Source organism: Ruegeria sp. YKSD163 (assembly GCF_059612905.1).
The window spans coordinates 110,897-136,234 of sequence record NZ_JBXWRM010000006.1 but is presented as its reverse complement, the minus strand read 5'-3'; the positions used below and the strand labels follow the sequence as shown (position 1 = coordinate 136,234).

General features: G+C 64.8%; 31 protein-coding genes. 23 read left to right on the top strand and 8 right to left on the bottom strand.

Annotated features, from left to right (window positions below; genetic code table 11):
- The first annotated feature begins 3 nt into the window (after positions 1 to 3).
- The 16 genes from AC2FNA_RS10300 to AC2FNA_RS10225 all read left to right on the top strand — a co-directional run bounded on the left by AC2FNA_RS10300 (position 4) and on the right by AC2FNA_RS10225 (position 12,520).
- Positions 4 to 1,176, top strand: coding sequence for a phage portal protein (locus AC2FNA_RS10300; protein WP_011047985.1), 1,173 nt, complete (start codon positions 4 to 6; stop codon positions 1,174 to 1,176).
- Entirely contained in the window at positions 1,169 to 1,393 is a 225-nt protein-coding gene (locus AC2FNA_RS10295; RefSeq protein ID WP_044029238.1) for a GTA head formation protein, RCAP_rcc01685 family, read from the top strand. Before AC2FNA_RS10300 ends, AC2FNA_RS10295 begins: the two co-directional genes overlap by 8 nt.
- 28 nt (positions 1,394 to 1,421) lie before the next feature.
- Positions 1,422 to 1,979: an HK97 family phage prohead protease gene (locus AC2FNA_RS10290; protein WP_496826209.1), complete on the top strand. Its 558-nt coding sequence runs from the start codon at positions 1,422 to 1,424 to the stop codon at positions 1,977 to 1,979.
- A 33-nt stretch (positions 1,980 to 2,012) separates the two neighbouring features.
- A complete protein-coding gene (locus AC2FNA_RS10285) occupies positions 2,013 to 3,191 on the top strand; it encodes a phage major capsid protein (protein ID WP_496826207.1) in 1,179 nt (392 codons plus the stop codon).
- Between the two features lie 164 nt (positions 3,192 to 3,355).
- Positions 3,356 to 3,955, top strand: a complete 600-nt coding sequence (locus AC2FNA_RS10280) for a head-tail connector protein (RefSeq protein WP_496826205.1) — start codon at positions 3,356 to 3,358, stop codon at positions 3,953 to 3,955.
- Positions 3,952 to 4,290, top strand: a complete 339-nt coding sequence (locus AC2FNA_RS10275) for a phage head closure protein (protein WP_496826203.1) — start codon at positions 3,952 to 3,954, stop codon at positions 4,288 to 4,290. The genes AC2FNA_RS10280 and AC2FNA_RS10275 overlap by 4 nt, the downstream gene beginning before the upstream one ends.
- The gene (locus AC2FNA_RS10270; protein WP_496826201.1) at positions 4,287 to 4,700 is read left to right on the top strand and encodes a DUF3168 domain-containing protein; all 414 of its coding nucleotides are present in this window, start codon (positions 4,287 to 4,289) and stop codon (positions 4,698 to 4,700) included. The genes AC2FNA_RS10275 and AC2FNA_RS10270 overlap by 4 nt, the downstream gene beginning before the upstream one ends.
- A 24-nt stretch (positions 4,701 to 4,724) precedes the next feature.
- Positions 4,725 to 5,138 (top strand): phage major tail protein, TP901-1 family, encoded by a 414-nt coding sequence (locus AC2FNA_RS10265; protein ID WP_234136988.1) that lies wholly within the window; start codon positions 4,725 to 4,727, stop codon positions 5,136 to 5,138.
- Between the two features lie 2 nt (positions 5,139 to 5,140).
- Complete coding sequence (locus AC2FNA_RS10260) at positions 5,141 to 5,461, top strand: gene transfer agent family protein (protein WP_234136986.1); 321 nt, start codon at positions 5,141 to 5,143, stop codon at positions 5,459 to 5,461.
- Complete coding sequence (locus AC2FNA_RS10255; RefSeq protein WP_234136984.1) at positions 5,458 to 5,667, top strand: rcc01693 family protein; 210 nt, start codon at positions 5,458 to 5,460, stop codon at positions 5,665 to 5,667. The genes AC2FNA_RS10260 and AC2FNA_RS10255 overlap by 4 nt, the downstream gene beginning before the upstream one ends.
- Positions 5,654 to 6,316 (top strand): RcGTA-type gene transfer agent tail tape measure protein, encoded by a 663-nt coding sequence (locus AC2FNA_RS10250; RefSeq protein ID WP_496826198.1) that lies wholly within the window; start codon positions 5,654 to 5,656, stop codon positions 6,314 to 6,316. The genes AC2FNA_RS10255 and AC2FNA_RS10250 overlap by 14 nt, the downstream gene beginning before the upstream one ends.
- A gap of 15 nt (positions 6,317 to 6,331) precedes the next feature.
- A complete protein-coding gene (locus tag AC2FNA_RS10245) occupies positions 6,332 to 6,964 on the top strand; it encodes a phage distal tail protein, Rcc01695 family (RefSeq protein ID WP_496826196.1) in 633 nt (210 codons plus the stop codon).
- Positions 6,964 to 7,851: a phage/gene transfer agent baseplate hub protein gene (locus tag AC2FNA_RS10240; protein ID WP_496826194.1), complete on the top strand. Its 888-nt coding sequence runs from the start codon at positions 6,964 to 6,966 to the stop codon at positions 7,849 to 7,851. The genes AC2FNA_RS10245 and AC2FNA_RS10240 overlap by 1 nt, the downstream gene beginning before the upstream one ends.
- Complete coding sequence (locus tag AC2FNA_RS10235) at positions 7,848 to 8,294, top strand: C40 family peptidase (protein WP_496826192.1); 447 nt, start codon at positions 7,848 to 7,850, stop codon at positions 8,292 to 8,294. The genes AC2FNA_RS10240 and AC2FNA_RS10235 overlap by 4 nt, the downstream gene beginning before the upstream one ends.
- Positions 8,294 to 12,220, top strand: a complete 3,927-nt coding sequence (locus AC2FNA_RS10230; RefSeq protein ID WP_496826190.1) for a baseplate multidomain protein megatron — start codon at positions 8,294 to 8,296, stop codon at positions 12,218 to 12,220. Before AC2FNA_RS10235 ends, AC2FNA_RS10230 begins: the two co-directional genes overlap by 1 nt.
- A gap of 3 nt (positions 12,221 to 12,223) precedes the next feature.
- Positions 12,224 to 12,520 (top strand): DUF7742 family protein, encoded by a 297-nt coding sequence (locus AC2FNA_RS10225; RefSeq protein WP_496826189.1) that lies wholly within the window; start codon positions 12,224 to 12,226, stop codon positions 12,518 to 12,520.
- Here AC2FNA_RS10225 and AC2FNA_RS10220 read toward each other — a convergent pair.
- Complete coding sequence (locus tag AC2FNA_RS10220; RefSeq protein ID WP_496826187.1) at positions 12,501 to 12,857, bottom strand: TraR/DksA family transcriptional regulator; 357 nt, start codon at positions 12,855 to 12,857, stop codon at positions 12,501 to 12,503. The genes AC2FNA_RS10225 and AC2FNA_RS10220 overlap by 20 nt on opposite strands.
- 66 nt (positions 12,858 to 12,923) lie before the next feature.
- On the opposite strand from AC2FNA_RS10220, the gene cysE reads away from it, so the two are divergent.
- The gene (gene cysE / locus AC2FNA_RS10215; protein ID WP_496826185.1) at positions 12,924 to 13,736 is read left to right on the top strand and encodes a serine O-acetyltransferase; all 813 of its coding nucleotides are present in this window, start codon (positions 12,924 to 12,926) and stop codon (positions 13,734 to 13,736) included.
- A 279-nt stretch (positions 13,737 to 14,015) separates the two neighbouring features.
- Positions 14,016 to 15,080, top strand: coding sequence for a PLP-dependent cysteine synthase family protein (locus AC2FNA_RS10210; protein ID WP_496826183.1), 1,065 nt, complete (start codon positions 14,016 to 14,018; stop codon positions 15,078 to 15,080).
- A gap of 167 nt (positions 15,081 to 15,247) precedes the next feature.
- Here the strand turns inward: AC2FNA_RS10210 and AC2FNA_RS10205 are convergent, their stop codons facing one another.
- The 6 genes from AC2FNA_RS10205 to AC2FNA_RS10180 all read right to left on the bottom strand — a co-directional run bounded on the left by AC2FNA_RS10205 (position 15,248) and on the right by AC2FNA_RS10180 (position 21,191).
- Entirely contained in the window at positions 15,248 to 15,739 is a 492-nt protein-coding gene (locus AC2FNA_RS10205) for a GFA family protein (RefSeq protein ID WP_496826386.1), read from the bottom strand.
- 198 nt (positions 15,740 to 15,937) lie between these two features.
- Positions 15,938 to 17,257 carry a pyruvate dehydrogenase complex dihydrolipoamide acetyltransferase gene (locus AC2FNA_RS10200; RefSeq protein ID WP_496826181.1) on the bottom strand — a complete coding sequence of 440 codons (1,320 nt, stop codon included), beginning with the start codon at positions 17,255 to 17,257 and terminating at the stop codon, positions 15,938 to 15,940.
- A 12-nt stretch (positions 17,258 to 17,269) separates the two neighbouring features.
- Positions 17,270 to 18,652 carry a pyruvate dehydrogenase complex E1 component subunit beta gene (locus tag AC2FNA_RS10195; RefSeq protein ID WP_496826179.1) on the bottom strand — a complete coding sequence of 461 codons (1,383 nt, stop codon included), beginning with the start codon at positions 18,650 to 18,652 and terminating at the stop codon, positions 17,270 to 17,272.
- Positions 18,653 to 18,666: 14 nt separating this feature from the next.
- A complete protein-coding gene (gene pdhA, locus AC2FNA_RS10190) occupies positions 18,667 to 19,659 on the bottom strand; it encodes a pyruvate dehydrogenase (acetyl-transferring) E1 component subunit alpha (RefSeq protein ID WP_496826177.1) in 993 nt (330 codons plus the stop codon).
- 176 nt (positions 19,660 to 19,835) lie between these two features.
- On the bottom strand, positions 19,836 to 20,135 hold the full coding sequence (locus tag AC2FNA_RS10185; protein WP_234136965.1) for an FtsB family cell division protein: 300 nt from the start codon (positions 20,133 to 20,135) through the stop codon (positions 19,836 to 19,838).
- A 123-nt stretch (positions 20,136 to 20,258) separates the two neighbouring features.
- Positions 20,259 to 21,191 carry a hydrogen peroxide-inducible genes activator gene (locus tag AC2FNA_RS10180; RefSeq protein ID WP_496826175.1) on the bottom strand — a complete coding sequence of 311 codons (933 nt, stop codon included), beginning with the start codon at positions 21,189 to 21,191 and terminating at the stop codon, positions 20,259 to 20,261.
- A gap of 133 nt (positions 21,192 to 21,324) precedes the next feature.
- Here AC2FNA_RS10180 and AC2FNA_RS10175 point away from each other — a divergent pair, with 133 nt between their 5' ends.
- Positions 21,325 to 21,573: a DUF465 domain-containing protein gene (locus AC2FNA_RS10175; RefSeq protein ID WP_496826173.1), complete on the top strand. Its 249-nt coding sequence runs from the start codon at positions 21,325 to 21,327 to the stop codon at positions 21,571 to 21,573.
- Positions 21,573 to 21,746 (top strand): hypothetical protein, encoded by a 174-nt coding sequence (locus tag AC2FNA_RS10170; RefSeq protein ID WP_496826171.1) that lies wholly within the window; start codon positions 21,573 to 21,575, stop codon positions 21,744 to 21,746. The genes AC2FNA_RS10175 and AC2FNA_RS10170 overlap by 1 nt, the downstream gene beginning before the upstream one ends.
- Before the next feature lies 1 nt (position 21,747).
- Here the strand turns inward: AC2FNA_RS10170 and AC2FNA_RS10165 are convergent, their stop codons facing one another.
- On the bottom strand, positions 21,748 to 22,944 hold the full coding sequence (locus AC2FNA_RS10165; RefSeq protein WP_496826169.1) for a phosphoglycerate kinase: 1,197 nt from the start codon (positions 22,942 to 22,944) through the stop codon (positions 21,748 to 21,750).
- A gap of 132 nt (positions 22,945 to 23,076) precedes the next feature.
- Here AC2FNA_RS10165 and AC2FNA_RS10160 point away from each other — a divergent pair, with 132 nt between their 5' ends.
- The 3 genes from AC2FNA_RS10160 to AC2FNA_RS10150 all read left to right on the top strand — a co-directional run bounded on the left by AC2FNA_RS10160 (position 23,077) and on the right by AC2FNA_RS10150 (position 25,208).
- On the top strand, positions 23,077 to 23,583 hold the full coding sequence (locus AC2FNA_RS10160; protein ID WP_234136959.1) for a peptidylprolyl isomerase: 507 nt from the start codon (positions 23,077 to 23,079) through the stop codon (positions 23,581 to 23,583).
- Entirely contained in the window at positions 23,576 to 24,121 is a 546-nt protein-coding gene (locus tag AC2FNA_RS10155; protein WP_496826167.1) for a peptidylprolyl isomerase, read from the top strand. Before AC2FNA_RS10160 ends, AC2FNA_RS10155 begins: the two co-directional genes overlap by 8 nt.
- Before the next feature lie 121 nt (positions 24,122 to 24,242).
- Entirely contained in the window at positions 24,243 to 25,208 is a 966-nt protein-coding gene (locus AC2FNA_RS10150; RefSeq protein ID WP_496826165.1) for a DUF3179 domain-containing protein, read from the top strand.
- The last annotated feature ends 130 nt before the right edge of the window (positions 25,209 to 25,338 follow it).

The following is a 25,338-nucleotide window of genomic DNA, read 5'->3' as shown; positions in this document are numbered from 1 at the left end:
GCCATGATCTTTGATTTCCTGCGTCGTGGGGCCGGAGCGGAAGCGCCCGAGGCCAAGGCCAGCGCGGCGGGGCCGGTGGTGGCCTGGCACAATGCGGGCCGGGTCGCCTGGAGCCCGCGCGACACCGCCTCGCTGACGCGGACGGGGTTTGCGGGCAATCCGGTGGGGTTCCGCTCGGTCAAGCTGATTTCCGAGGCGGCGGCGGCGCTGCCCCTGGTGTTGCAGGACCGGATGCAGCGGTACGAGACCCACCCGATGCTGAGCCTGATCCGCCGCCCCAATGGTGCGCAGGGCCGGGCCGAGCTGATGGAGGCGCTGTTCGGGCAGTTGCTGTTGTCGGGGGATGCCTATGTCGAGGCGGTGCGCGGCGCCGATGACCTGCCGATCGAGCTGCATGTGCTGCGCTCGGACCGGATGCGGGTGGTGCCCGGCGCCGATGGCTGGCCGGTGGCCTATGAATACACGGTAGGCGGCAAGTCGCATCGTTTCGATGCCGCGAGCATCTGCCATATCAAGTCTTTCCACCCGCAGGACGATCACTACGGCTTTTCGCCGATGCAGGCGGCAGCGATGGCGGTGGATGTGCATAACGCGGCCTCGCGCTGGTCGAAATCGCTGCTCGACAATGCGGCGCGGCCCTCGGGCGCGCTGGTCTGGACCGGCAGCGACGGGCAGGGCGTGATGGCCGAGGACCAGTTCCGCCGACTGTCGGACGAGATCGAGGCGAATTTCCAGGGCGCCCGCAATGCTGGCCGGCCGATGGTGCTGGAAGGCGGGCTGGACTGGAAGCCGATGGGTTTTTCGCCCTCGGACATGGAGTTTCAGAAGACCAAGGAAGCCGCCGCCCGCGAGATCGCGCTGGCCTTTGGCGTGCCGCCGATGCTGCTGGGCATCCAGGGCGACGCGACCTATTCGAACTATCAGGAGGCCAATCGGGCGTTTTACCGCCTGACGGTTCTGCCCCTGGTGACGCGGGTGGCGGCCAACCTGTCGGACTGGCTGTCGGGCCTGTCGGGCGAGGAGGTGCTGTTGAAGCCCGACCTGGACCAGGTGCCGGCGCTGGCCGCCGAGCGCGATGCGCAATGGGCGCGGGTCAGCCGCGCCGATTTCCTGACCGGGGCGGAAAAGCGGATGCTGCTGGGCCTGCCGGCGCTGGCGGAGGATGCCGATGGCTGAGGGTCCGGGCTATGCGCCCTTTGACTGCGCGCCGGGGCTGCGGCTGGAAGCGCATGAGCGGGTGGCCGCGTTGCAGCATGAGCATCTGTGCCGCCGGCTGGATCAGCTGGACGAGGCGATCGAGCGGATGGAACGGCGGCTGTGGCTGACGGTTTACGGTGTCGCGGGTGCGATCCTGGCCCAGGTCTTTCAATCGTTCCTGGTGATTTCTCCCTGAGATGACAATGGTTTACAAGGAGTGTTTCATGGATATGGACACCGGACTTGAACATAAATTCGCCCGCTTCGGCGATGGTCTGACCGTCAGCGAGGATGCGGTGATCGAGGGTTATGCCAGCCTGTTCGGCCAGACCGATCAGGGCGGCGACAATGTGCAGGCGGGGGCCTATGCGGCCTCGCTGAAGACGCTGGAGGCCGGGGGACAGCGGGTCAAGATGCTGTGGCAGCACGATCCGGCCCAGCCGATCGGGGTCTGGGACGAGGTGCGCGAGGATGGCCGAGGCCTGTGGGTCAAGGGCCGGCTGCTGGAAAGCACCCAGAAAGGGCGCGAGGCGGCGGCGCTGATCCGTGCGGGCGCCATCGACGGGCTGTCGATCGGCTATCGCACCCGCCGGGCCAGCAAGAATGACAAGGGCCAGCGGCTCTTGACCGAACTGGAGCTGTGGGAAGTGTCGCTGGTGACCTTTCCCATGCTGCCCAGTGCCCGGGTCGCAGCCAAGGGGACTTCCCCCGAGGTCGAGCGGACCTGGCGCAGCATTGCCGAGCTGTTCGACAGCGCCCGGCAGGAACTGGCGCGAAGGTAAGCGCGCCGCAACCCACCCGAAAAGGACGTGCCGATGAGCAAGACCGAGATCCCGGCCTTGGCCGGAGAGGGTGTGCCCCTGGTTCAGGAGGTGAAGCAGGCGATGACTGGCTTCGTGAATGAATTCAAGGGGTTTCGCACCGAAGTTGAAACCAAACTGAAACAGACAGAAGAGCGTATGACCATGCTGGATCGTAAATCACTCACCGCGGCGCGTCCGCATCTGGCCGCCGCCGTCGAGGACGGCGCCCCGCATCAGAAGGCGTTTGACGCCTATCTGCGCTCGGGCGATGACGACGCGCTGCGGGGTCTGACCCTGGAAGGCAAGGCGATGTCGACCGCGATCAACAGCGATGGCGGCTATCTGGTCGACCCGCAGACCGCCGAGCGCATAAAGGCGGTGCTGCATGCGACGGCCTCGATCCGGTCGATCGCCTCGGTGGTGCATGTGGAGGCGAACTCGTTCGACGTTCTGATCGACCACACCGATATCGGTGCCGGCTGGGCGGACGAGACCGCGGCGGCCAGCGAGACCGGGACGCCGTCGATCGACCGTATCTCGATCCCGCTGCACGAGCTGAGCGCCCTGCCCAAGGCAAGCCAGCGCCTGCTGGATGACAGCGCGTTCGATATCGAGGGCTGGCTGGCCGACCGTATCGCCAACAAGTTCGCCCGCGCCGAGGCGCAGAGCTTTATCAACGGGGACGGGGTCAACAAGCCGCGCGGTTTCCTGAACCATGCCGCGGTCGACAATGACAGCTGGACCTGGGGCAATATCGGCTATGTCGCCTCGGGTGTGGCCGGTGGCGTGGACGCCGACGATATCGTCGATCTGGTCTATGCGCTGGGTGCGCAGTACCGGGCCAACGGCGCCTTTGTGATGAACTCGAAGACCGCGGGCACCATCCGCAAGCTGAAGGATGCCGATGGCCGCTTCCTGTGGTCGGACGGTCTGGCGGCGGGCGAGCCCGCGCGGCTGATGGGCTATCCGGTGGTGATCGCCGAGGACATGCCCGACCCGGCGACCGACAGCTACTCCATCGCGTTTGGCGACTTCAACGCCGGCTATACCGTGGCCGAGCGCCCGGATCTGCGCGTGCTGCGCGACCCGTTCAGCGCCAAGCCGCATGTGCTGTTCTACGCCACCAAGCGTGTGGGCGGTGATGTGAGCGATTTTGCCGCGATCAAGCTGCTGAAATTCGGCACCGTCTAACGGGGCCGGGTCCGGGGCCGGGGAACCGGCCTCGGGTGCGGGCGCGCGCCGGTTTTCCTGGCGTTGTCTAGCTGCTCCCCTCCGTCCGAGCAACGTGAGGCGGCGCGGGCCCGCATGACCTGAGACGAACGGCCCGGAGGGGCCCGAGCTTGCGGAGTGAATTGATGATGTTGATCGAAGAGACCGCCGTTGCGGACGCCGCGCTGCCGGTGGCACAGTTCAAGGCGCATTTGCGGCTGGGCACCGGGTTTGCAGAGGATGACGTGCAGGACGAGGTGTTACGCAGTTTCCTGCGCGCAGCCATCGCCGCAATCGAGGCGCGAACGGGCAAGATCCTGATCTCGCGTCAGTTTTCCTGGACCGTCTACAACTGGCGCGATGCCACGGGTGAAGTGTTGCCGGTGGTGCCGGTGCAGATGGTCACCTCGGTGACGCTGCGCGATGGGGGCGGGCAGGACACGGTGCTGGACCCGGCCGCCTATCGGTTGGAGCGCGACAGCCAGCGGCCGCGGTTGCGCCCTGCGGGCGCGCTGTTGCCGACCGTGGCCACCGGTGGCGCGGCGGTTGTCGCGCTGGTGGCCGGGATGGCCGCCGATTGGGGCGGGCTGCCGGCCGATCTGGGCCAGGCGGTGCTGCTCTTGGCGGCGCATTACTATGAATACCGGCACGAGACCGCGCTGGGCGATGGCTGCATGCCCTTTGGCGTCACCAGCCTGATTCAGCGCTATCGCACCGTGCGGTTCGGTTCGGGGGTGGTGCAATGAAGGCGCCGCATCTGAACCGGCGCCTGCTGCTGGAGACGCCCGCGCGGGTGGCTGACGGCGCGGGGGGCTATGCCGAGAGCTGGACGGCCCTTGGCACGGTCTGGGCCGATGTCAGTGCGCGCAGCGGGGCCGAGCGGTTCGAGGCGGGCGCTTCGCGCTCGCGGGTGAGCTATCGGATCACTGTGCACGCGGCGCCCGAAGGGTCTTCGATGCGGCCCGCGCCCGAACAGCGGTTCACCGATGGCGCCCGTGTTTTCGTGATCCGGGCGGTGGCCGAGCATGACCCGGCCGGGCGGTTTCTGACCTGTTTTGCGGATGAGGAGGTAGCGGCATGAGCTATGGCGTGGCGGCGGCGTTGCAGACGGCGGTCTATCAGCACCTGCTGGCGGATACCGGGGTGGCGGCCCTGGTGGGGACGGACATTTACGATGCGCTGCCACCGGGCACGCTGCCGCAGACCTATGTGCTGCTGGGTCCGGAAGAGGTGCGCGACGCCTCGGACCAGAGCGGCGTGGGGGCCGAGCACCGGCTCACCGTCTCGGTGATCTCGGAGGCAGCAGGGTTCGCCGGGGCCAAGACGCTGGCGGGCGCGGTGAGCGATGCGCTGGACGATGCGGCGCTGAGCCTGGCGCGTGGGCGTCTGGTGGGGCTGTGGTTCGACCGGGCCTCGGCCCGGCGCACCGGAACAGGGGGCGCGGTCCGGCAGATCGACCTGCGGTTTCGCGCCCGCGTCGAAGACAATTGATCAACCTGAACGTGGAGTAACATCATGGGTGCCCAGAACGGCAAGGACCTGCTGGTCAAAGTGGACATGAACGGCACGGGCCTGTTCGAAACCATCGCGGGGCTGCGTGCCACCCGCGTGAGCTTTAACGCCGAGAGCGTGGATGTCACCAGCCTTGAGAGCCAGGGGGGCTGGCGCGAACTCTTGTCGGGGGCGGGGGTCAAATCGGCCTCGATCTCGGGCTCGGGCGTGTTCAAGGACGCGGGCACCGACGAGCGGGCGCGGCAGCTGTTCTTTGACGGCGAGACGCCCGATTTTCAGGTGATCATCCCCGATTTCGGCATTGTCGAGGGGCCGTTCCAGGTGACCGGTATCGACTATGCGGGCAGCCATAATGGCGAGGCGACCTATGAGGTGAGCCTGGCCAGCGCCGGCGCGCTTGCCTTTACCGCGATATGATCATGGCCAATCCGTGGACGGGAGAGGTGGCCCTGGTCATCGACGGTGAGCAACGGGTGCTGAAGCTGACGCTGGGCGCGTTGGCCGAGCTGGAGGCCGAGCTGGAGAGCGGCTCGCTGGTGGAACTGGTGCAGCGGTTCGAGGGGGGAGCGTTTTCCAGCCGCGACGTGCTGGCGCTGGTGGTTGCGGGGCTCAGGGGCGGGGGCGCGGATGTGAGCCGCGCCCAGCTTCTGCGGGCCGAGATTGCCGGGGGGCCGCTGGCGGCGGCGCGGGCGGCGGCGGAACTTTTGGCGCGCGCCTTCATGCTGCCGGGGGAAACATGAACGGGTTCGACTGGCCCGCGCTGATGCGGGCCGGGATGTTGGGGCTACGGCTGACGCCCGAGGCGTTCTGGCGCCTGACCCCGGCCGAGTTGCGGCTGATGCTGGGGCAGGGTGCCGGGACCGCGCCGATGGGCCGTGCCGGACTGGATGCGCTTCTGGCGGCGTGGCCGGACCAGACACAAGGAGAGGATCATGGCGGAGACTGACGGGTTTTCGGAACTGGAAGCCACGGGCGAAAGCCTGGGCGATACGCTGGGCGATGCCGCCGTCATGGCTGCGGGCTTTGACGCAGAGCTGCGCCGGGTGCGCAGCGCGCTGGCAGCCACCGGGCAGGATGTGCAGACGCTGGAGCGGGGCCTGTCCAAGGGGCTGCGTCGCGCCTTCGATGGCGTCGTGCTGGACGGCATGAAACTGTCCGACGCGCTGGAAACGGTGGCCCGGTCGATGATCCAGACCACCTATTCGGCTGCGATCAAGCCGGTGACCGATCATTTCGGCGGGCTGATCGCGGATGGTGTGGGTTCGCTGTTCGTGGGGCTGTTGCCTTTTGCCAAGGGCGGCTCGTTCAGCCAGGGCCGGGTGATGCCCTTTGCCAGCGGTGGCGTGGTGAGCGGGCCGGTGGCCTTTCCCATGCGCGGCGGCATGGGGCTGATGGGCGAGGCGGGGCCGGAGGCGATCATGCCGCTTGCACGCGGCGCCGATGGTAAGCTGGGCGTGCGCAACAGTGGCGGCGGTCGCGCAGTGAACGTGGTGATGAATATCACCACCCCCGATGTGCAGGGCTTCCGTCGCAGCCAGGGTCAGATCGCCGCCCAGATGGGCCGCGCGCTGGGTCGTGGCAATCGCAATCGGTAACAAGGGGAGCGGATCATGAATTTCCACGAGGTGAGATTTCCCGCCAATCTGAGCTTTGGCTCGATCGGGGGGCCCGAGCGGCGCACCGACATCGTGACGCTGGTGAACGGGTTCGAGGAGCGCAACTCTCCCTGGGCGCACGCGCGCCGACGCTATGACGCGGGCGTGGGCATGCGCTCGCTGGACGATATCGAGACGCTGATCGCGTTCTTCGAGGCGCGTCAGGGGCAGGTTTACGGGTTTCGGTGGAAGGACTGGTCCGACTTCAAGTCGAGCCGCGCCTCGGCCGAGCCGCGCTATGACGATCAGGTGATCGCCCTCGGAGACGGGGCCGAGACAGAGTTTCAGCTGGTCAAGGCCTATCGGTCCGGCACCAACAGCTATGCGCGCCCGATCAAGAAGCCGGTTCTGGGCACGGTCCGGATCGGTCTGGATCAGGACGAGATGAAAGAGGCGGTGGACTACCACGTGGATGTGACCACGGGTCTGATCCACTTCGAGGCACCGCCGCCGGTCGGCGTCGAGATCACGGCAGGGTTTGAGTTCGATGTGCCGGTGCGCTTTGACACCGACCGGATCCAGACCAGCGTGGCCAGTTTCCGCGCGGGCGACGTGCCCAATGTACCGGTGGTCGAGGTGCGTGTGTGATGGGCGGGCCGAGCGAGGCGATGCAGGCGCATCTGGCCAGCGGGGTGACCACGCTGTGCCGGTGCTGGGCCATTCTGCGCAAGGACGGGGTGCGGTTCGGGTTCACCGATCACGACTGCATGCTGGAGTTCGACGGGTTCACCTTCAAGGCCGATAGCGGTCTGACGGCGGCGGCGCTGGAGCAGAGCACCGGCCTGTCGGTGGACAACTCCGAGGCGCTGGGCGCGCTCAGCGATGCGGCGGTGCGCGAGGAGGATATCGAGGCGGGTCGTTTCGACGGCGCCGAGGTGCTGTCCTGGCTGGTCAACTGGGTTGAACCGGAGCAGCGCTGGTTGCAGTTTCGCGGCTCGATCGGTGAGTTGCGGCGTGGCGGCGGTGCGTTTCAGGCAGAGTTGCGCGGGTTGACCGATGCGCTGAACCAGCCGCTGGGCCGAGTGTTTCAGAAACCTTGTACGGCGGTTCTGGGTGATGGCACCTGCCGGTTCGACCTGGATCAGCCCGGATACCGGGCAGAGATCACGGTGGAGCAGGTCGACGAGGGTCGGGTGTTTCGCTGGGCCGATCTGTCCGGGTTCGAACCGGGGTGGTTCCAGCGGGGGCGGCTGGACGTCACCAGCGGCTTGGGCAAGGGGCTTTGGGCACTCATCAAGTCGGACAAGGTGACGGCAGCGGGTCGCGAGATCAAGCTGTGGGAGCCGATCCGGGCCGTGCTGCGCCCGGGCGACGGGCTGCGGCTGACGCCGGGCTGCGACAAGCGAATGGAAACCTGCCGCCTGAAGTTCAACAATCTGCTGAATTTTCAGGGCTTTCCAGATTTGCCGCGCGAGGATTGGGTCATGGCCAGCCCCAAGCGGACCGGGGCCAATAGTGGCGGGAGCCTGAGATGACCGGGCGTGGCTGTGACGCGGTTGCCATTGCCCGCAAATGGCTTGGCACGCCCTATCGGCACCAGGCCTCGACCCCGGGGGCAGGCAGCGACTGCCTGGGGCTGATCCGGGGCGTCTGGCGCGGGCTTTACGGGTGCGAGCCTGAATCTGTGCCGGCCTATTCGATGGACTGGTCCGAGCCGCAGGGCGAGGAACGCTTGTGGCAGGCGGCGCGTCGGCATCTGATCGAATCTGCGCCGGGACCGGTTGCACTGGGCGAAGTGCTGCTGTTCCGGATGCGTGGGACGAGCGTCGCCAAACACTTGGGCATTGTGTCCGAGGCGGGAGCCTGTCCCCGGTTCATCCACGCCTATTCCGGGCATGGCGTGGTCGAGAGCCCCCTGAGCGCGCCGTGGCTGCGGCGTGTGGTGTCCCGGTTCGAATTTCCTCAGGAGGTGACTTGATGGCGACGATACTTCTTTCCGCTGCGGGTGCGGCGATTGGTGGCTCTGTCGGCGGCGCCGTTGCGGGGCTGTCTTCCGCGGTGCTGGGGCGAGCCGTAGGCGCGACCGTGGGCCGGGTTCTGGATCAGCGGTTGCTGGGAGCGGGCGCCGAGGCGGTGGAAACCGGCAAGGTCGACCGGTTCCGGCTGACCAATTCCGGCGAGGGGCATGCCATCGCGCAGGTCTATGGCCGGATGCGGGTGGGCGGTCAGGTGATATGGGCCTCGGATTTCGTCGAGACCACGACGACGAGTGGCGGGGGCAAGGGCTCGCGCCCGCAACCGAGAACCACGCAGTACAGCTATTCGGTGTCGCTGGCGGTTGCGCTCTGCGAGGGCGAGATTGCCGGAGTGCGCCGCGTCTGGGCGGATGGGGACGAGATCGCGCCGGACGAGTTGAACATGCGCGTCTATCGCGGCACTGCGGCTCAACTGCCTGACCCGGTGATGGAAGCGGTCGAGGGCGCGGGTCTGGTGCCTGCCTATCGCGGTACCGCCTATGTGGTGTTCGAGGATCTGGACTTGGACCGGTTCGGCAACCGGGTGCCGCAATTCTCGTTCGAGGTGGTGCGAGGCGACCAGCCCGATGCCGATCCTGCCGAGTTGGGGCTGGCGGGGCTGGTCAAGGGCGTGGCGCTGATTCCGGGAACCGGTGAATATGCGCTGGCCACCACCCAGGTGAACTATTCCAACGGGCCGGGCAGTTTCTGGGCGGCCAACAGCAACTCTCCATCCGGGCAGACCGATTTCCTGACCTCGCTGGAGGCGCTGGGCGAGGAGTTGCCCGAAGTGGGCGCGGCCTCGCTGGTGGTCTCCTGGTTCGGTGGCGATCTGCGCTGTGGCAATTGCGAGATCCGGCCCAAGGTCGAGCGCAAGAATATCGACGGCAGCAACATGTCCTGGCGGGTTTCGGGCCTGACACGGACCACGGTGGATGAGATTGCGCGGATCGAAGACCGCCCGATCTATGGCGGTACGCCGGCGGACGCGGCGGTGGTCGAGGCGATCCGGCACATGAACGATGCTGGGCAGCGGGTGATGTTCTATCCGTTCATCCTGATGGATCAGCTGGCGGGCAATATGCTGACCAACCCTTGGACGGGCGAGGAGGGGCAGCCGCATCTGCCCTGGCGGGGGCGGATCACGTTGAGCCTTGCGCCGACCCAGCCCGGCACTCCGGACGGTACCGCGGCAGCGGATGCCGAAGTGGCGGCGTTCTTTGGCGCGGCCTCGGCCACGGATTTCGTGATCGGCGACGGGGTGGTGACCTATACCGGTGGCGAAGATTGGGGGCTGCGTCGGTTCATCCTGCACTATGCGGCGTTGTGCAAGGCGGCGGGCGGGGTGTCGGCCTTTTGCATCAGTTCCGAGATGCGCGGCCTGACCCAGATCCGGGGCGCCGCCGGGTTTCCGGCCGTTCAGGCCTTGCGCGCTCTGGCGGCAGATGTACGGACCATTCTGGGGCCGGAAACCAAGCTGGGCTATGCCGCCGACTGGAGCGAGTATTTCGGCTATCAGCCGCAGGATGGCAGCGGGGACCGCTATTTCCATCTCGATCCGCTTTGGGCCGATCCCGAGATCGACTTTGTCGGTATCGACAACTACATGCCGCTATCCGATTGGCGCGATGGCGAAGACCATGCCGATGCCCGGGCCGGAACCCGCCACATCTATGAGCAGGACTATCTGCGCGCCAATGTCGAGGGCGGCGAGGGCTATCACTGGTATTACCATTCGCCCGAGGCGGAGGCGGCGCAGATTCGCACGCCGATCACGGATGATGCCCATGGTGAGGCCTGGATCTGGCGTTACAAGGATATCCGCAACTGGTGGGCCAACCCCCATCACGAGCGGATCGGGGGCAACCGTCAGGCTTTGCCCACCGATTGGGTGCCGCAATCGAAACCGATCTGGTTTACCGAGCTTGGCTGCGCGGCTGTGGACAAGGGCACCAATCAGCCCAACAAGTTCCTCGATCCGAAATCCTCGGAATCGAGCCTGCCGAAATACTCGAATGGCGCGCGCGACGACCTGATGCAGCTGGCCTATCTGAACGCGGTTCTGGGGTATTGGAACGATCCGGGGAACAATCCGGTCTCGGTCGAGTATCAGGCGCCGATGATCGACATGGCCAACGCCTATGTCTGGGCCTGGGATGTGCGGCCTTATCCGGCCTTTCCCAACAATCGGGAACTCTGGGCCGATGGGGAAAACTACGCGCGCGGTCACTGGCTGAACGGACGCTCGGGCAACCGGACATTGGCATCGGTCGTGCGCGAGATTTGTGCCCGCGCCAAGGTGCAGGCCGTGGATCTGGGAGCGCTGTGGGGCATCGTGCGGGGCTATACTGTCGATCAGGTCAGCGATGCCCGATCAGCGCTGCAACCGCTGATGCTGCGATACGGGTTCGATGCGATCGAACGCGATGGCAAGCTGGTCTTTCGCCTGCGCGATGGCGGCAGTCCCGTGGAGCTGGACCGTGCTTTGCTAGCCGTTCACGAAGAGATCGATGGCGCGCTGGAACATCGGCGCGAGTCTGATCTGGAGTTGAGCGGGCGGGTTAGGCTGCGCTTTGTCCAGGCGGATGCCAACCATGATGTGGTGGCCGAAGAGGCGGTTCTGCCCGATGATGCCACGCATGCGGTGTCCTCGAACGAGATGCCACTGGCACTTACCCGTGCCGAGGGGCGACAGACGGTCGAACGCTGGCTGGCCGAAGCCCGTCTGGGTCGCGATATGATCCGTTTTGCGTTGCCGCCCTCGCGGCTGGCGCTGGGCGCGGGTGATGTCATTCGTCTGCCTGAGGCCGGGGACGAGATCGGCGGGCTTTACCGTATCGACCGGGTCGAGCAGGCTCATATGCAGCTGATCGAGGCGGTGCGGATTGAGCCGAATGTGTATCTCACCTCGGATATGGCAGATGACCGCCCGGTGGTGCAGGAATTCGTGCCGCCGGTTCCGGTTCTGCCCATGCTGATGGACCTGCCGTTGATGACCGGGGACGAGGTGCCGCATGCGCCGCATGTGGCGATCACCGCGCAGCCATGGCCGGGCTCGGTGGCGATCTATTCCTCGGCAAGTGACGAGGCCTATAGGCTGGACAAGATCGTAGCTGCGCGGGCGGTGATCGGGGTAACCGAAACGCCGCTGGCGCGTGCCCGCCCAGGGCTGTGGGATCGTGGCAACGCGGTCCAGGTAAAGCTTGTCGCCGGAGAGCTGGAATCGCGCCCGCGCGAGGCCATTCTGAGTGGAGAGAATCTGGCGGCGATCGGGGACGGCTCGACCGGCAATTGGGAGCTGTTCCAGTTCCGCGATGCCGAGTTGATCGCGCCCGATACCTATCTGCTGCGCAACCGGCTGAGGGGACAGTTGGGCAGCGATGCCTTGATGCCCGACGTCTGGCCGGCGGGCTCGCAATTCGTGCTGATCGACCCGCGCGTGGTACAGCTTGACCTGGCCAGTTCGGAACGGCGGATCGCGCGGCACTACCGGATCGGCCCGTCTCGTCGGAGTTATGACGATCCATCCTATGTGCACCGGGTCGAGGCGTTTGACGGCATCGGGTTTCGACCCTATGCCCCGGCCCATCTGCGCGCGGTCGAGAACGGTGCCGACATTCAGCTCTCATGGGTGCGGCGCACCCGGATCGACGGCGACGACTGGAGCCTGCCCGAGGTGCCCCTGGGCGAAGAAAGCGAAAGCTATCTGGTCCGGGTGATCAAGGATGGTGGCGTGCTGCGAGAAGAAACCGTGTCGTCAGCAGCTTGGACCTATGGCGCGGCGGCGCAGGTGGCGGATGCGGTGGCGCGGCCCTTCGATTTGTCGGTGGCGCAGATTTCGACCCGGTTCGGTCCGGGTCTGTTCCGTAGCTTGACTGTCGAGACCTGAGCGATGCGTCCGGTTCTGCATGGCGATGTCAGCGCGGCGGCGCGGGCCTTGCTGCACGCTCCCGCCGGTACACGTCGGTCGCTCTGCCGTCGGATGCTGTCCGAGGCGGAGATGGCCGATGCCCATGTCCGTGCGACCGGGCGGATCCATCCGCTGTTTGGCAATGGTTCTTTGATGTCTGCGGCGCGCAAGCGGGTGTTGGCGAATGAGCCCGGGTTCGACGATCCGGGCTATTGCCGGTGCTTCGAGATCGTGCTGAGCGCGCTGATTGACCGTCAGGTCAGCCGCGCGCGCAACTGACACAAAGAGTGGCGGCGGGATCGAGGGTCAGCCGCTCCTCTGGCAGATCGTCGCCACAACCGTCGCAATAGCCGTATTCTCTGACCGAAATCCGGTCGAGCGCCAGCCTCAGGCGGCGGGCCTCGACCTCGCGCCTTGCCTGCTGCGCCTTGGCAATGGCCTGATTCTGAAGCTCGTCCATCCGGCTGAGGCGGCCCACCGACTGTTGATCCAACTCGACCACCGCCCGCGCCGATTGCCCCACCGCACTGCTGTCGCCCAGTTCCTGCAAGCGCTCCTGAATCAGCGCCCGGAAACGGGCAAGCTGGGTCTCATTCATTTCCGTCACCACGCCCATCACGTATTGAGGTTGGTCAAATCGATCCTAACTGACTAGATTAGTCGCAAAGAAGGATGACAGGCCATGATGGAAACGCGCAAGAAACTTGCCCCCGTGGACCCGGTCTGGGATCGGATCACCGCCGAAGCCCAGGAGGCCGTGGACAGAGAGCCCCTGATGGGTGGGCTGGTGCATGCCTGTATCCTGCACCACAAGAATCTCGACCGGGCGCTGTCCTATCGCATTTCGGCCAAGCTCTGCTCGAACGAGATGTCGATGATGGTGCTGCGTGAGATTGTGGACGATGCCTATGACAGCGCGCCCGAGTTGGTCGAGGCCGCCCGCGCCGACCTGATGGCGGTCTACGAGCGTGACCCGGCCTGCCACCGGCTGTTGCAGCCGATCCTGTACTTCAAGGGGTATCAGGCGATGCAGGCCTATCGCGTGGCGCATTGGTTGTGGACACGCAAGCGCTATGACCTGGCCTATTTCTTCCAGATGCGGGTGTCTGAGATCTTTGGCGTCGACATTCACCCGGCAGCCCGGATCGGCAAGGGGATCATGATCGACCACGCTCATTCCATCGTCATCGGAGAAACCGCGGTCGTCGGCAATAACGTTTCTATGCTGCATTCGGTGACGCTGGGCGGGACCGGCAAGGAAGAAGAGGACCGCCACCCCAAGATTGGCGATGGCGTGCTGATCGGGGCGGGGGCCAAGGTGCTGGGCAATATCAAGGTCGGCCATTGTAGCCGCATCGCTGCCGGTTCGGTGGTGCTGAGCGAGGTGCCGCCCTGCAAGACCGTCGCGGGCATCCCGGCCAAGATCGTGGGCGAGGCGGGCTGCGACCAGCCCTCGATCAACATGGATCAGCGTTTCCCGAACGGGTCGGACTGAGGCGCGTGTCGCCGGGACTTCACTTGTCTTGAATGTGAAAAGGGGCGCGTTGCGCCCCTTTTTCTGTTGATGCTCCGATGGGAAAGTATTTCGAATTAACCTCTTACCTGCGACTGTTAATCTTGATGTTCAGGTTGTGGGAATGGAATCTTCCAGCTTTGGACCATAATGGAGAGAGGTTGGTCCTATCTGGGTTGGAGCGCCTTGTGGTACCGCCCTGCGCGGCGCAGTATCTGATGCAACGGTAAGACTTTTCGCAGTTTGACTTGGGGGCATAAAATGATCTTCACGACCAAGGGCCGCGGGCGGCTATATGGCTCGATCCTCGAAACGGTGGGCAATACGCCGGTGATCCGGCTGAACAGGATCGCGCCGGGACATGTCACGATGTATGTGAAATTCGAGGCGTTCAACCCGGCGGGATCGGTCAAGGACCGGCTGGCGCTGAACATCATCGAGGCCGCCGAACGCGAGGGCCGATTGCAGCCGGGCCAGACCGTGGTCGAGGCGACCAGCGGCAATACGGGTATCGGGCTGGCCATGGTCTGCGTCGCCAAGGGCTATCCGCTGGTGATCACCATGCATGACGGGTTTTCGGTCGAACGCCGCCGCCTGATGCGGATGCTGGGCGCCAAGGTGGTGTTGACCCGCAAGGAAGACAAGGCGGTCGGGATGGTGGTGAAAGCCAAGGAACTGGCCGAGGCGAATGGCTGGTTCCTGGCGCATCAGTTCGAGACCAAGGACAATGCCGATATCCACGAGGCCACCACCGCGCAGGAGATCTTGGGCGATTTCGACGGCGAGCGGTTGGACCATGTGGTGCTGGGCTATGGCACCGGTGGTACCGTCACCGGGTTGGGCCGGGTGCTGAAAACCGCGCGGCCCGATCTGAAGATCACGCTGAGCGAGCCCGCCAATGCCGCGCTGGTGCAGTCGGGAGTGGCGCAAGAGCGCAATGCCGAGGGTGAACCCGCCGCGACCCATCCCGCCTTCAACCCGCATCCGATCCAGGGCTGGACCCCGGATTTCATCCCGCTGGTGCTGCAAGAGGCGCTGGATCAGGGCTATTTCGACGCGCTGGAGCCGGTGAGCGGCCCGGAAAGCATCACCTGGTCCAAACGCCTGGCGGCCGAGGAGGGCATCCTGACCGGGATATCGGGCGGCGCCAGCCTGGCGGCGGCGATGAAGGTCGCCGAGACCGCGCCCGAGGGCTCGGTTCTGCTGGCGATGCTGCCCGATACCGGCGAACGGTACCTGTCGACGCCGCTGTTCGAGGATATTGCGGCCGAGATGGACGAGGCCGAGCAGGCGCTGTCGGCCTCGACCCCCGGATATCAATACTGATCAGCGCGCCGCCGCTGGTTTGGTGCTGGCGGTGGCTGTGATGCAGGTGAATATCTCGAGAAGGAAGAAAGGCAAGATCTCCCGTTTGGAGTGTCAATGGCACTCTCGGTTGTGCTGTGGCTGGCTTGCCTCAGTCTACATTTTGCGGGACAAAACAGACATCGGGTTTAGGGTGGTGTAGCGCCTCTACTCCTCACTAGATAAGGCGACGTATGCACAGTTGGCTCAATCGACGTTCCATCGTTTTCTGTGGCATGGCGGTCGAAAGTCTTGAAGCCAGCCGGAAGGATCGTTCCACTGCGTGCTTCAGAGACAAAAATGTGCTTGCTGTTCTCGGGCGTGGTCGAAATCGATCTCGGATCATCAAGCGTACCAATATAGATGCCCAGCCGATTGGGCCAGCGCTCGAAAGTCAAAGCAAGCTTGGTCCCGCATTTTGAGCAGAAGTGAACGTTTACGTCTTTTCCGCTACCTTCTGAAGGGAGTGTGTACACGGCCGGATTGCCTCGGGTGAAAGCAAAGTTTTCGTATTCGAATATGGGTTCGATCATTCGGTCCGAACCTGTAGCGCGCTGGCAGAAACGGCAGTAGCAAATTGTCACCCAAAGGGGTTCGCTGCCCGTATTGTATGCCACATTTCCGCAAAGGCAGCGGCCCATATGCCCTTCCGACATATCTAAACCCTTTCATATCGCCCAAAGATACTCCCTTCTAGCATGTCCAGGGCTCGGCGGTACCGGTGTTCTTTTGGTCAGGCCGATCAGGGCTCTTTGCGTGCATAAGAAAACAGCGGTTGTATAAAAATCAAAGCCCCGGCGATGGGGCCGGGGCTTTGTCTATTTAACAATGATGGCCTCTCAGGCCAGCATCACCATCGGGTTTTCCAGGTTGTCGACGATCGCCTGCAACAGCTGTGCTCCAAGCGCCCCGTCGATCACCCGGTGATCGACCGACATGGTCACCGACATCACGGTGGCCACGGTCAGCTCGCCATCGGCGCCGACCACCGGTTTCTTGACCCCGGAACCGACCGCCAGGATACCCGCATGCGGCGGGTTCACGATGGCGTCGAAATTGTCGATGCCGAACATGCCCAGGTTCGAGATGGCAAAGCTGCCGCCCTGGTATTCCTGCGGTGCCAGCTTGCGGTCGCGGGCGCGGGTGGCGAGATCCTTCATCTCGGTCGACAGCGCCGAGAGCGACTTCATGTCGGCGTCCTTCAGCACCGGCGTGAACAGCCCGCCCTCGATGGCGACGGCAACGGCCACGTCCGAGGGTTTCAGCTTCAGCACCCGGTCACCGGCCCAGACCGCGTTGCAGTCGGGCACCTGTTGCAGCGCGTTGGCGACCGCCTTGATGATGAAGTCGTTGACGCTCAGCTTGACGCCACGCCCTTCGAGCTGCTTGTTCAGCTGGGCGCGGAACTTCATCAGCGCATCCAGCTTGATATCGCGGCGCAGGTAGAAATGCGGAATCGTCTGCTTGGCCTCGGACAGGCGCGCGGCGATGGTCTTGCGCATGCCGTCGAGCTTGACCTCTTCGTACTCGCGACCCTCGTACATGCGGGCAACCATATCGGCGCTGGGTCCGCTGGGGGCTGCTGAGGCAGGAGCGGCAGCTGCGGCTGCGGGGGCAGGGGCCGCAGTAGCGGGGGCAGGGGCCGCTGCCGGGGCAGTGGCGCCAACCACGTCTGCCTTGACGATCCGGCCATGCGGGCCGGAGCCTGCGACTTGCGACAGATCAAGCCCCTTGTCAGCGGCGATCCGGCGCGCCAATGGCGAGGCGAAGACGCGGCCACCATCAGCACCCTTGGGTGCAGCCGGGGCCGCGGTGGGGGCTGCTGCGGGCGCCTCGGACGCCGCAGGGGCGGCCTCGTTGCCCGCGGCGGCGGCCGGGGCCGCCTTGGGCGCGCTGGCGATATCGCCCGCACTTTCGCCCTCTTCCAGCAGCACCGCGATGGGGGTGTTCACCTTGACCCCTTCGGTGCCTTCGGGCACCAGGATCTTGCCGACGATGCCTTCGTCGACGGCTTCGAACTCCATCGTGGCCTTGTCGGTCTCGATCTCGGCCAGCAGGTCGCCCGAGGAGACGGTATCGCCTTCCTTGACCAGCCATTTCGCCAGGGTGCCTTCCTCCATGGTGGGAGACAGGGCGGGCATCAGGATTTCGGTGGGCATCTCTGTCGCTCCTTACCGATAGGTCACTTGTTTGACGGCTGCGACCACCTCGTCGGTGGTGACCAGCGCCAGTTTTTCCAGGTTCGCGGCATAGGGCATCGGCACGTCCTTGCCGGTGCAGGTGATGATCGGCGCGTCGAGATAGTCGAAGGCCTGCTGCATCACCTCGGACGCGATATAGCTGCCGACGGAACCTTGCGGCCAGCCTTCCTCGACAGTGACGAGGCGGTTGGTCTTCATCACCGAGGCGATCACGGTGGGCAGGTCCATCGGGCGCAGGGTGCGCAGGTCGATCACCTCGGCACTGATGCCGTCGCCGGCCAACCGCTCGGCGGCTTCAAGCGCGTATTGCATGCCGATGCCAAAGCTGACGATGGTCACATCGGTGCCCTCGCGCCAGATCCGCGCCTTGCCGAAGGGCACCACCAGGTCATCGACCTGCGGCACCTCGAAGCTGCGGCCATAGAGGATCTCGTTTTCCAGGAAGATCACCGGGTTTGGATCGCGGATCGCCGATTTCATCAGGCCTTTGTAATCGGCGGCCGAATAGGGCATCGCCACCTTGAGGCCGGGGATCTGCATGTACCAGGCGGCATAGTCCTGGCTGTGCTGGGCGGCGACGCGGGCGGCGGCGCCGTTGGGGCCACGGAACACGATCGGACAGCCCATCTGGCCGCCGGACATGTAGAGCGTCTTGGCAGCCGAGTTGATGATATGGTCGATCGCCTGCATGGCGAAGTTGAAGGTCATGAATTCGACGATGGGTTTGAGCCCGCCAAAAGCCGAACCGACGGCGATCCCGGCAAACCCGTGCTCGGTGATCGGCGTGTCGATGACCCGCTTGGAGCCGAACTCGTCCAGCATTCCCTGGCTGATCTTGTAGGCGCCCTGGTATTCGGCCACCTCTTCGCCCATCAGATAGACCGCCTCGTCAGCGCGCATCTCTTCGGCCATCGCGTCGCGCAGCGCCTCGCGCACGGTCTGCGACTTCATCGGCGCATCCGCCGGCCAGTCGGGCGACAGGTCCACCTTGGGGGCGGCGGGAGCCGCGACCGGGGCAGGGGTTGCGGGCGCCTCGGAGCCCCCTACGGGGGCCGCCTCGTTGCCCGCGTCGGCCACTGGTGCGGCCGACAGCGCCGCATCGACGCTTTCGCCTTCTTCCACCAGGACGGCGATAGGGGTGTTGACCTTGACCCCTTCGGTGCCTTCGGCGATCAGGATCTTGCCGACGATGCCTTCGTCGACGGCTTCGAACTCCATCGTGGCCTTGTCGGTTTCGATCTCGGCCAGGATATCGCCGGACGAGACGGTGTCGCCCTCCTTGACCAGCCATTTCGCCAGGGTGCCTTCCTCCATGGTGGGGGACAGGGCGGGCATCAGAATTTCGGTTGCCATGTCGTGAGGTCCTCTCAGGCGTAGATGTCTGTCCAGAGCTCGTCGACTGACGGCTCGGGGCTTTCTTTCGAGAATTCGGCGGCCTGGTTGACGATCTCCTTGATCTCCTTGTCGATCGCCTTCAGGTCATCTTCGGTGGCGTGCTTGCCGCTCAGCAGCATCTCGCGCACCATCTCGATCGGGTCGCTCTGCTCGCGCACCTTCTGCACCTCTTCGCGGGTGCGGTACTTGGCCGGGTCCGACATCGAGTGGCCGCGATAGCGATAGGTCTTGACCTCAAGGATATAGGGGCCCTTGCCGGCGCGGCAGTGGGCCACGGCCTTTTCGCCGGCTTCCTTGACCGAGAGCACGTTCATGCCGTCAACGGTCTCGCCGGGAATGCCGAAGGCCTCGCCCCGGGTGTAGATATCGGGCGAGGATGTCGAGCGTTTCTGGGCGGTACCCATGGCGTATTGGTTGTTCTCGATCACGAAGACGACCGGTAGTTTCCACAGGGCGGCCATGTTGAAGGTCTCATAGACCTGGCCCTGGTTGGCGGCGCCATCGCCGAAATAGGTGAAGGTGACGCGCCCGTTCTCCTGGTACTTGTCGGCAAAGGCCAGGCCCGCGCCCAGCGGCACCTGGGCGCCGACGATGCCATGCCCACCATAGAAATGCTTCTCTTTCGAGAACATGTGCATCGAGCCGCCCTTGCCTTTGGACAGGCCGCCCTCGCGCCCGGTCAGTTCGGCCATGACGCCGCCCGGATCCATGCCACAAGCCAGCATGTGGCCGTGATCGCGATACGAAGTGATGCGCTTGTCACCCTCCTCGGCGGCGGCCTCAAGCCCAACGACAACCGCTTCCTGGCCGATATAGAGATGGCAGAAACCACCGATCAGTCCCATGCCGTAGAGTTGACCGGCCTTTTCCTCGAATCGGCGGATCAGCAGCATCTCGCGATAATAGTGTTTCAGCTCTTCGGCGGAAGTATTTGATTTTCTTGAGGTCTTTCTCGTCGCGGTCACGGCGCCATTCCTCTGTCGGTGAAATAGTTTAGCATTAAACTATCTAATAAAGCATTTTTTGCCGCCTGACGAGTGCTAATATGACGCGGCGGCAAGGCGGGCCGGAATCACGAAAATCTTCGCAGGAGATTTTCGAATCTGGAAGATTTTTCTACGAAAGATCCGGGCGCTGCGCCTCAGCGGATCACGATCTCGTCGGCGCGCAGAAGTCCCAGCACCGAGCGGGCCTGTTCGTCCAGCAGGTCAAGGTCCAGGTAATCGTCGGACAGGCGCCGGGTCAGGTTTTCCATCCGGTCGATCTGTTCTTCGACCTTGGCGAGGTCGCGCGACAGCACCTCGCGCTCCGCGGCAATCTCGACCCGGCGGAACAGGCCGAAATCGCCCTGCACAGCGGCGAAGGTGAAATAGATCGCCAGCGCGAAAGAGACCGCGAAAAACGCGATCGCGCCGATGCTGGGTCTGGTTGTCCGTGACACGCGGGATACCTGCCGTCTAGATTGCCTCTGCTCGCGCCTCTGGCGGGCACGTGACCTTAGTATGACACAGGCGGATCCCGTTGTGAATCCCCCTTCTCCACGTGTTTTTAGGGTTTTTCCTTGTCATCTGACAGGTTGCAGGATGCCGCTCATCTCGTCGTGGATCACCTGCCGGGTCAGCTGGATGAAGCGGTCGATCGCGGGCGGGGTGCCGGTGGCTGTGCGCCAGGCCAGCCCGACGGTTCTGTGCATCGCGGGTCGCAGCGGCCGAGTGGTGACATCGGCGCCGGTCGCGCGGACTTCCGAGGCGACATAGAGCGCGGGCAGCAGGGTGATCCCCATGCCCAGCGATACCATCTGCCGCAAGGCGTCCAGGCTGGTGCCCTCGAATTCCGTGCTGAGCCGGGCCCCGGCGGTTTCGCACAGGCCCTGAACCTGTCCGTGCAGCGCATAGCCGGGGCTGAGACCCAGCATGGTTTCGCCCGCCAGATCGGTTTGCCGGACCTGGGGCACGCCTGCCAGCCGGTGCGCAGGATCTACCGCCAGTTCCAGCGGTTCGCGAAACAGCGGCGCCACGCGGATATCGTCGCGCCCGACGGGGAGCTGGGTCAGGATCAGGTCATAGCGACCAGCGGCCAGATCCTCGACCAGGTCACGGGGGGCGCCGTCACGGATCGCCAGTTTCAGCCTGGGATACTGGCGATGCAACTGGCGCAGAACCCGTGGCAGCAGATAGGGGCCAATGGTCGGGGTCGAGCCCAGCCGCAGCGTGCCGGTCATATTGTCCCGCATCGGGCTGGCATAGAGGGTCAGCGCCTCGACCTCGCGCAGGATACGCGCCACCATCTCGGATACGTCGCGGCCCTCGGGGGTCAGGATCAGACCACTGCGCCGCCGCTCCAGCAACCGTGCGCCCACCGCCTTTTCCAGCGCCGCGATTTGCAGGCTGAGTGAAGGCTGGCTGATGCCCAGGCTGCGCGCGGCGCGCCGGTATTGTCCGGCGGCCACCAGGGTCGAGAAATAGGTGAGCTGGCGCAGGGTGATGTCGTGCGGCATACGGATTTCTCTTTGATAGGCAAAACCTATCTTAATCTATGCGGGCATTGGGTTCTTTCCAGATGAGCGCCCCCCATCTTTGGCACAGGCCGCGATATGTCGCGGCAGCGTTCACAACCGGAGGAGACCATAGATGACCGCGACAAGCAGAGTTCGCGCTTTCTCGTTGAAGCTGAGGATGGCGGTGCTGAACGAGCGTCGGGCCGAGCTGAAACAACGTATCCTGACCGAGCTCAAGCGCCCGGCGCCCTGCGCCCAGACACTGCGCATGCTCAAGCGGCGCAAGCTGTCGTTGAAAGACGAGTTGGCTCGCCACGAGGGCCTGCTGCGTACGCTGGATGCGATGGGTCCGCAACGTGAACAGCCGATGGAGAGAGCGTGATGTTTCGACTGGTTTTCATGACGACGGGCCTGCGCTGGCTACACAGCCCGGATCTGGGCGACATGCGCAACGCCATCCTGTCCGAGGATGACGACGGGCCGGATGGCGGTGGCATCCGCCCCGCCGGATCCCGCGCGCGGGTGCAAATGGCGCGCGGGCTTGCGGTGAATTGAGTCAGCCCGCCTGCATCAGGGCGGCGACACCGGGCAGGGTCTTGCCCTCCATCCACTCCAGAAACGCGCCGCCTGCGGTCGAGATATAGGTGAAATCCCCCGCCGCGCCGCTGGCGTTGAGCGCGGCCACGGTATCGCCGCCTCCGGCGACCGAGATGAGCTTGCCCGCCCGGGTCAATGCCGCCGCCTTCAGCGCGGCGGCATTGGTTGCCGCGTCAAAGGGTTCCAGCTCGAATGCGCCCAGCGGTCCGTTCCAGATCAGGGTCCGGCTCTTCTCGAAAATCGCCTTGATCGCCGCCAGGCTGTCGGGGCCTGCATCGAGGATCATGCCCTCGTCGGGGCAGCGGTCGGCGGGCAGGATCTGATGCGGCGCATGGCTTTCGAATTTCTCGGCCACCACCACATCGCTGGGCAGCACGATGGTGCAGCCCGCCGCCTCAGCCTTGGCCAGAATCTCGGCGGCGGTATCTTTCATGATGCGTTCGGCCAGCGATTTGCCCACCGGCATCCCCTTTGCCACCAGGAAGGTGTTGGCCATGCCGCCACCGATCACCAGGTAATCGACCTTTTCGATCAGGTTGCCCAGCAACTCCAGCTTGGTCGAGACCTTGGCCCCGCCCACGACTGCCGTCACCGGGCGTTCGGGCTTGCCCAATGCCTTTTCCAGCGCCTCAAGTTCGGCTTGCATCAGCCGCCCGGCGCAAGAGGGCAGCAGGCGCGCGATTGCCTCGGTCGAGCTGTGGGCGCGGTGTGCGGCGGAAAAGGCGTCGTTGCAATAGATATCGCCCAGCCGTGCCATGCCGGCGGCCAGTTCGGGATCGTTCTTGGTTTCGCTGGCGTGAAAGCGGGTGTTCTCCAAAAGCAGCACTTGGCCGGGCTGCAAGGCCTCGGCGGCCTCTTCGGCGGCGGGGCCGACGCAATCATCGGCAAACAGCACCTTGGTTTCAAAGGCGCGTTCCAGTGTTGGCACCAGCTGGCTCAGCGACAGGTTCTTGCGCCGCTCGCCGCCAGGGCGGCCGAAATGCGCCAGCAGGATGGGGCGGCCCCCGGCGGCAAGGATATCGCGGATGGTGGGCATCAGGCGGCGGATGCGGGTCGAGTCGGTCACCACCCCGTCCACGATCGGCACGTTGATATCGACCCGCACCAGCACGCGCTTGCCGTTCAGGTCCATGTCGTCGAGTGTTTTCCAGCCCATCAGCCGTAATCTCCTTGCTGCAATGCGTTTGCCGGTTTCTCTACCCGAATGGGCGCCCCCGTCAATGGCGTGCCTTGTCCATCCCGCGCGCGATGGTTAGGTTCCCGGCAAACATAGTGACAGGAGGGCCCGATGGCCGAAATCAAGGATCCCGAAAACACGATCATCGTCGAGCTGAAGGACGGCAATGTCGTCATCGAACTTCTGCCCGACGTGGCGCCCAAACATTCCGAGCGGATGAAGGAGTTGGCGCGCGCCGGCGAGTATGACAATGTCTGCTTTCACCGTGTGATCGACGGCTTCATGGCGCAGACCGGCGATGTGGCCAATGGCGACATGGAAGACGGGTTCAACATCCGTCGCGCGGGCACCGGTGGTTCCTCGCTGCCTGACCTGCCGGCCGAATTCTCGAAACTGCCGCATGACCGGGGCACCCTGGGCGCCGCGCGCTCGGCCAATCCGAACTCGGCCAACAGCCAGTTCTTCATCAACTTCAAGGACAACCATTTCCTGAACGGCCAGTATACCGTTTATGGCCGGGTGATTTCCGGCATGGAACATGTGGATGCCATCACCCGCGGCGAGCCGCCCGCGAATCCCGATCGCATGATCAGCGTCAAGGTGGCCGCAGATGTATAAGCTTGCGGCCCTTCTGGCGCTGTTCGCCGTTCCGGCGAGCGCGACCGGCCTCAAGATCGAGGTGGCGGGCGAGGCCAATGGCACCGTCACCATCGACCTGCTCGAGGATGTGGCCCCCCAACATGTGGAACAGATCACCGCGCTGGCGGCTTCGGGCGCCTATGACGGGGTGGTGTTTCACCGGGTGATCGACGGGTTCATGGCCCAGACTGGCGATGTGCAATATGGCCGCATGGGAGGCGACATGCGCCTTGCTGGGCGGGGCGGGTCCGACCGGCCTGACCTGCCGGCCGAGTTCTCGGATATCACCTATGAACGTGGTGTGGTGGGCATGGCGCGCGCGCAGGACCCCAACAGCGCCAACAGCCAGTTCTTCATCATGTTCGCCCCGGGCCCGTTCCTCGATGGTCAATATACCGTGGTGGGCAAGGTGACCGGCGGTATGGATGTTGTCGACGCGATCAAGCGCGGCACCGGTCCCAACGGCTCGGTGATCGGCCAGCCCGATCAGATGAAGTCGGTCACCGTGACCGACTGATCCAATGCCGCCGGCGCCCGGTGTCGGGGCGCCGGCGGTTTCACGTTTGCGTGTGTGGGGTGGCGCGATCCCGTTTTTACGGCGATCCTTGGGTCGATTTGCGAACCCGAGAGGCCCCGGCATGCGCCTTCTTCCCCTCTTTCTTGCGATCTGGCTGGCTTTGCCAGCTCTGGCCGGTCCTGAGGTCTGGCGCCATGAATGGCCAGATACCGATTTTGGCAAGACAAGCGTTGCGCATTGGGGCGAGATCCTGTCGGGCGGGCCGCCCAAGGACGGTATCCCGGCGCTGAGCGATCCCGCCTTTCTGAGCTCCGCTGCAGCGAAGGGCCTGGAAGGGCGCGAGCCGGTGATCACCGTTGCGCTCCCCGGAGAGGTCGCGCGGGCCTATCCGCTGCGCTATCTGATGTGGCATGAGATCGTCAATGACCGCATCGGCACGGTGCCGGTGGCGGTGACCTTCTGCCCGCTGTGCAATTCGGGCCTGACCTTCGACCGGCGCAGCCCGGCGGGAGAGCTGGAGTTCGGGGTGACCGGCAAGCTGCGCAACTCGGACATGGTGATGTATGACCGCCAGACACAGAGCTGGTGGCAGCAGGCGCAGGGGCTGGCGATCGTGGGCAGGCTGACGGGGACCGAACTGACGCCGCTACCCAGCTGGATGGAAAGCTGGGACCAGTTCCGCGCCCGTTATCCGGACGGGCTGGTGATGGCCGAGCCGGCGTTTCGCCGCGCCTATGGCCGCAACCCCTATGTGAGCTATGACAGCGCCCTGCGCCCCTTTCTCTATGATGGTGAGGCACCACCGCATGGCGTCCCGGCACTGGCGCGGGTGGTTCGGGTGGGTGAACGGGCCTGGCCGCTGACACGGCTGGCCAAAGCCGGGGTGCTGGAGGAGGCTGGTTTGCGGTTCGAATGGCGCGCCGGCCAGGCCTCGGCCCTTGATACGGCGCAGATCGGCAAGGGGCGCGATGTGGGGTCGATCCGGGTCCGCGACATGCAGGGGCGCGATCTGCCCCATGACGTGATGTTCGCCTTTGCGTTTCACGCGTTCTGGCCACGGGGCGAATGGATGCTGGGGGCGGATTGACGCGATCCGGCGCGGCCGGGCGGGCCGAGATTTTTCGACGAAAAATCTGGCGCCGCCCGGGTCGGACATTGCGCCAAATCAAAAGCGCCGCGGGAGGCCCGCGGCGCTTTGTTTGCTCTGAAAGAGAGAG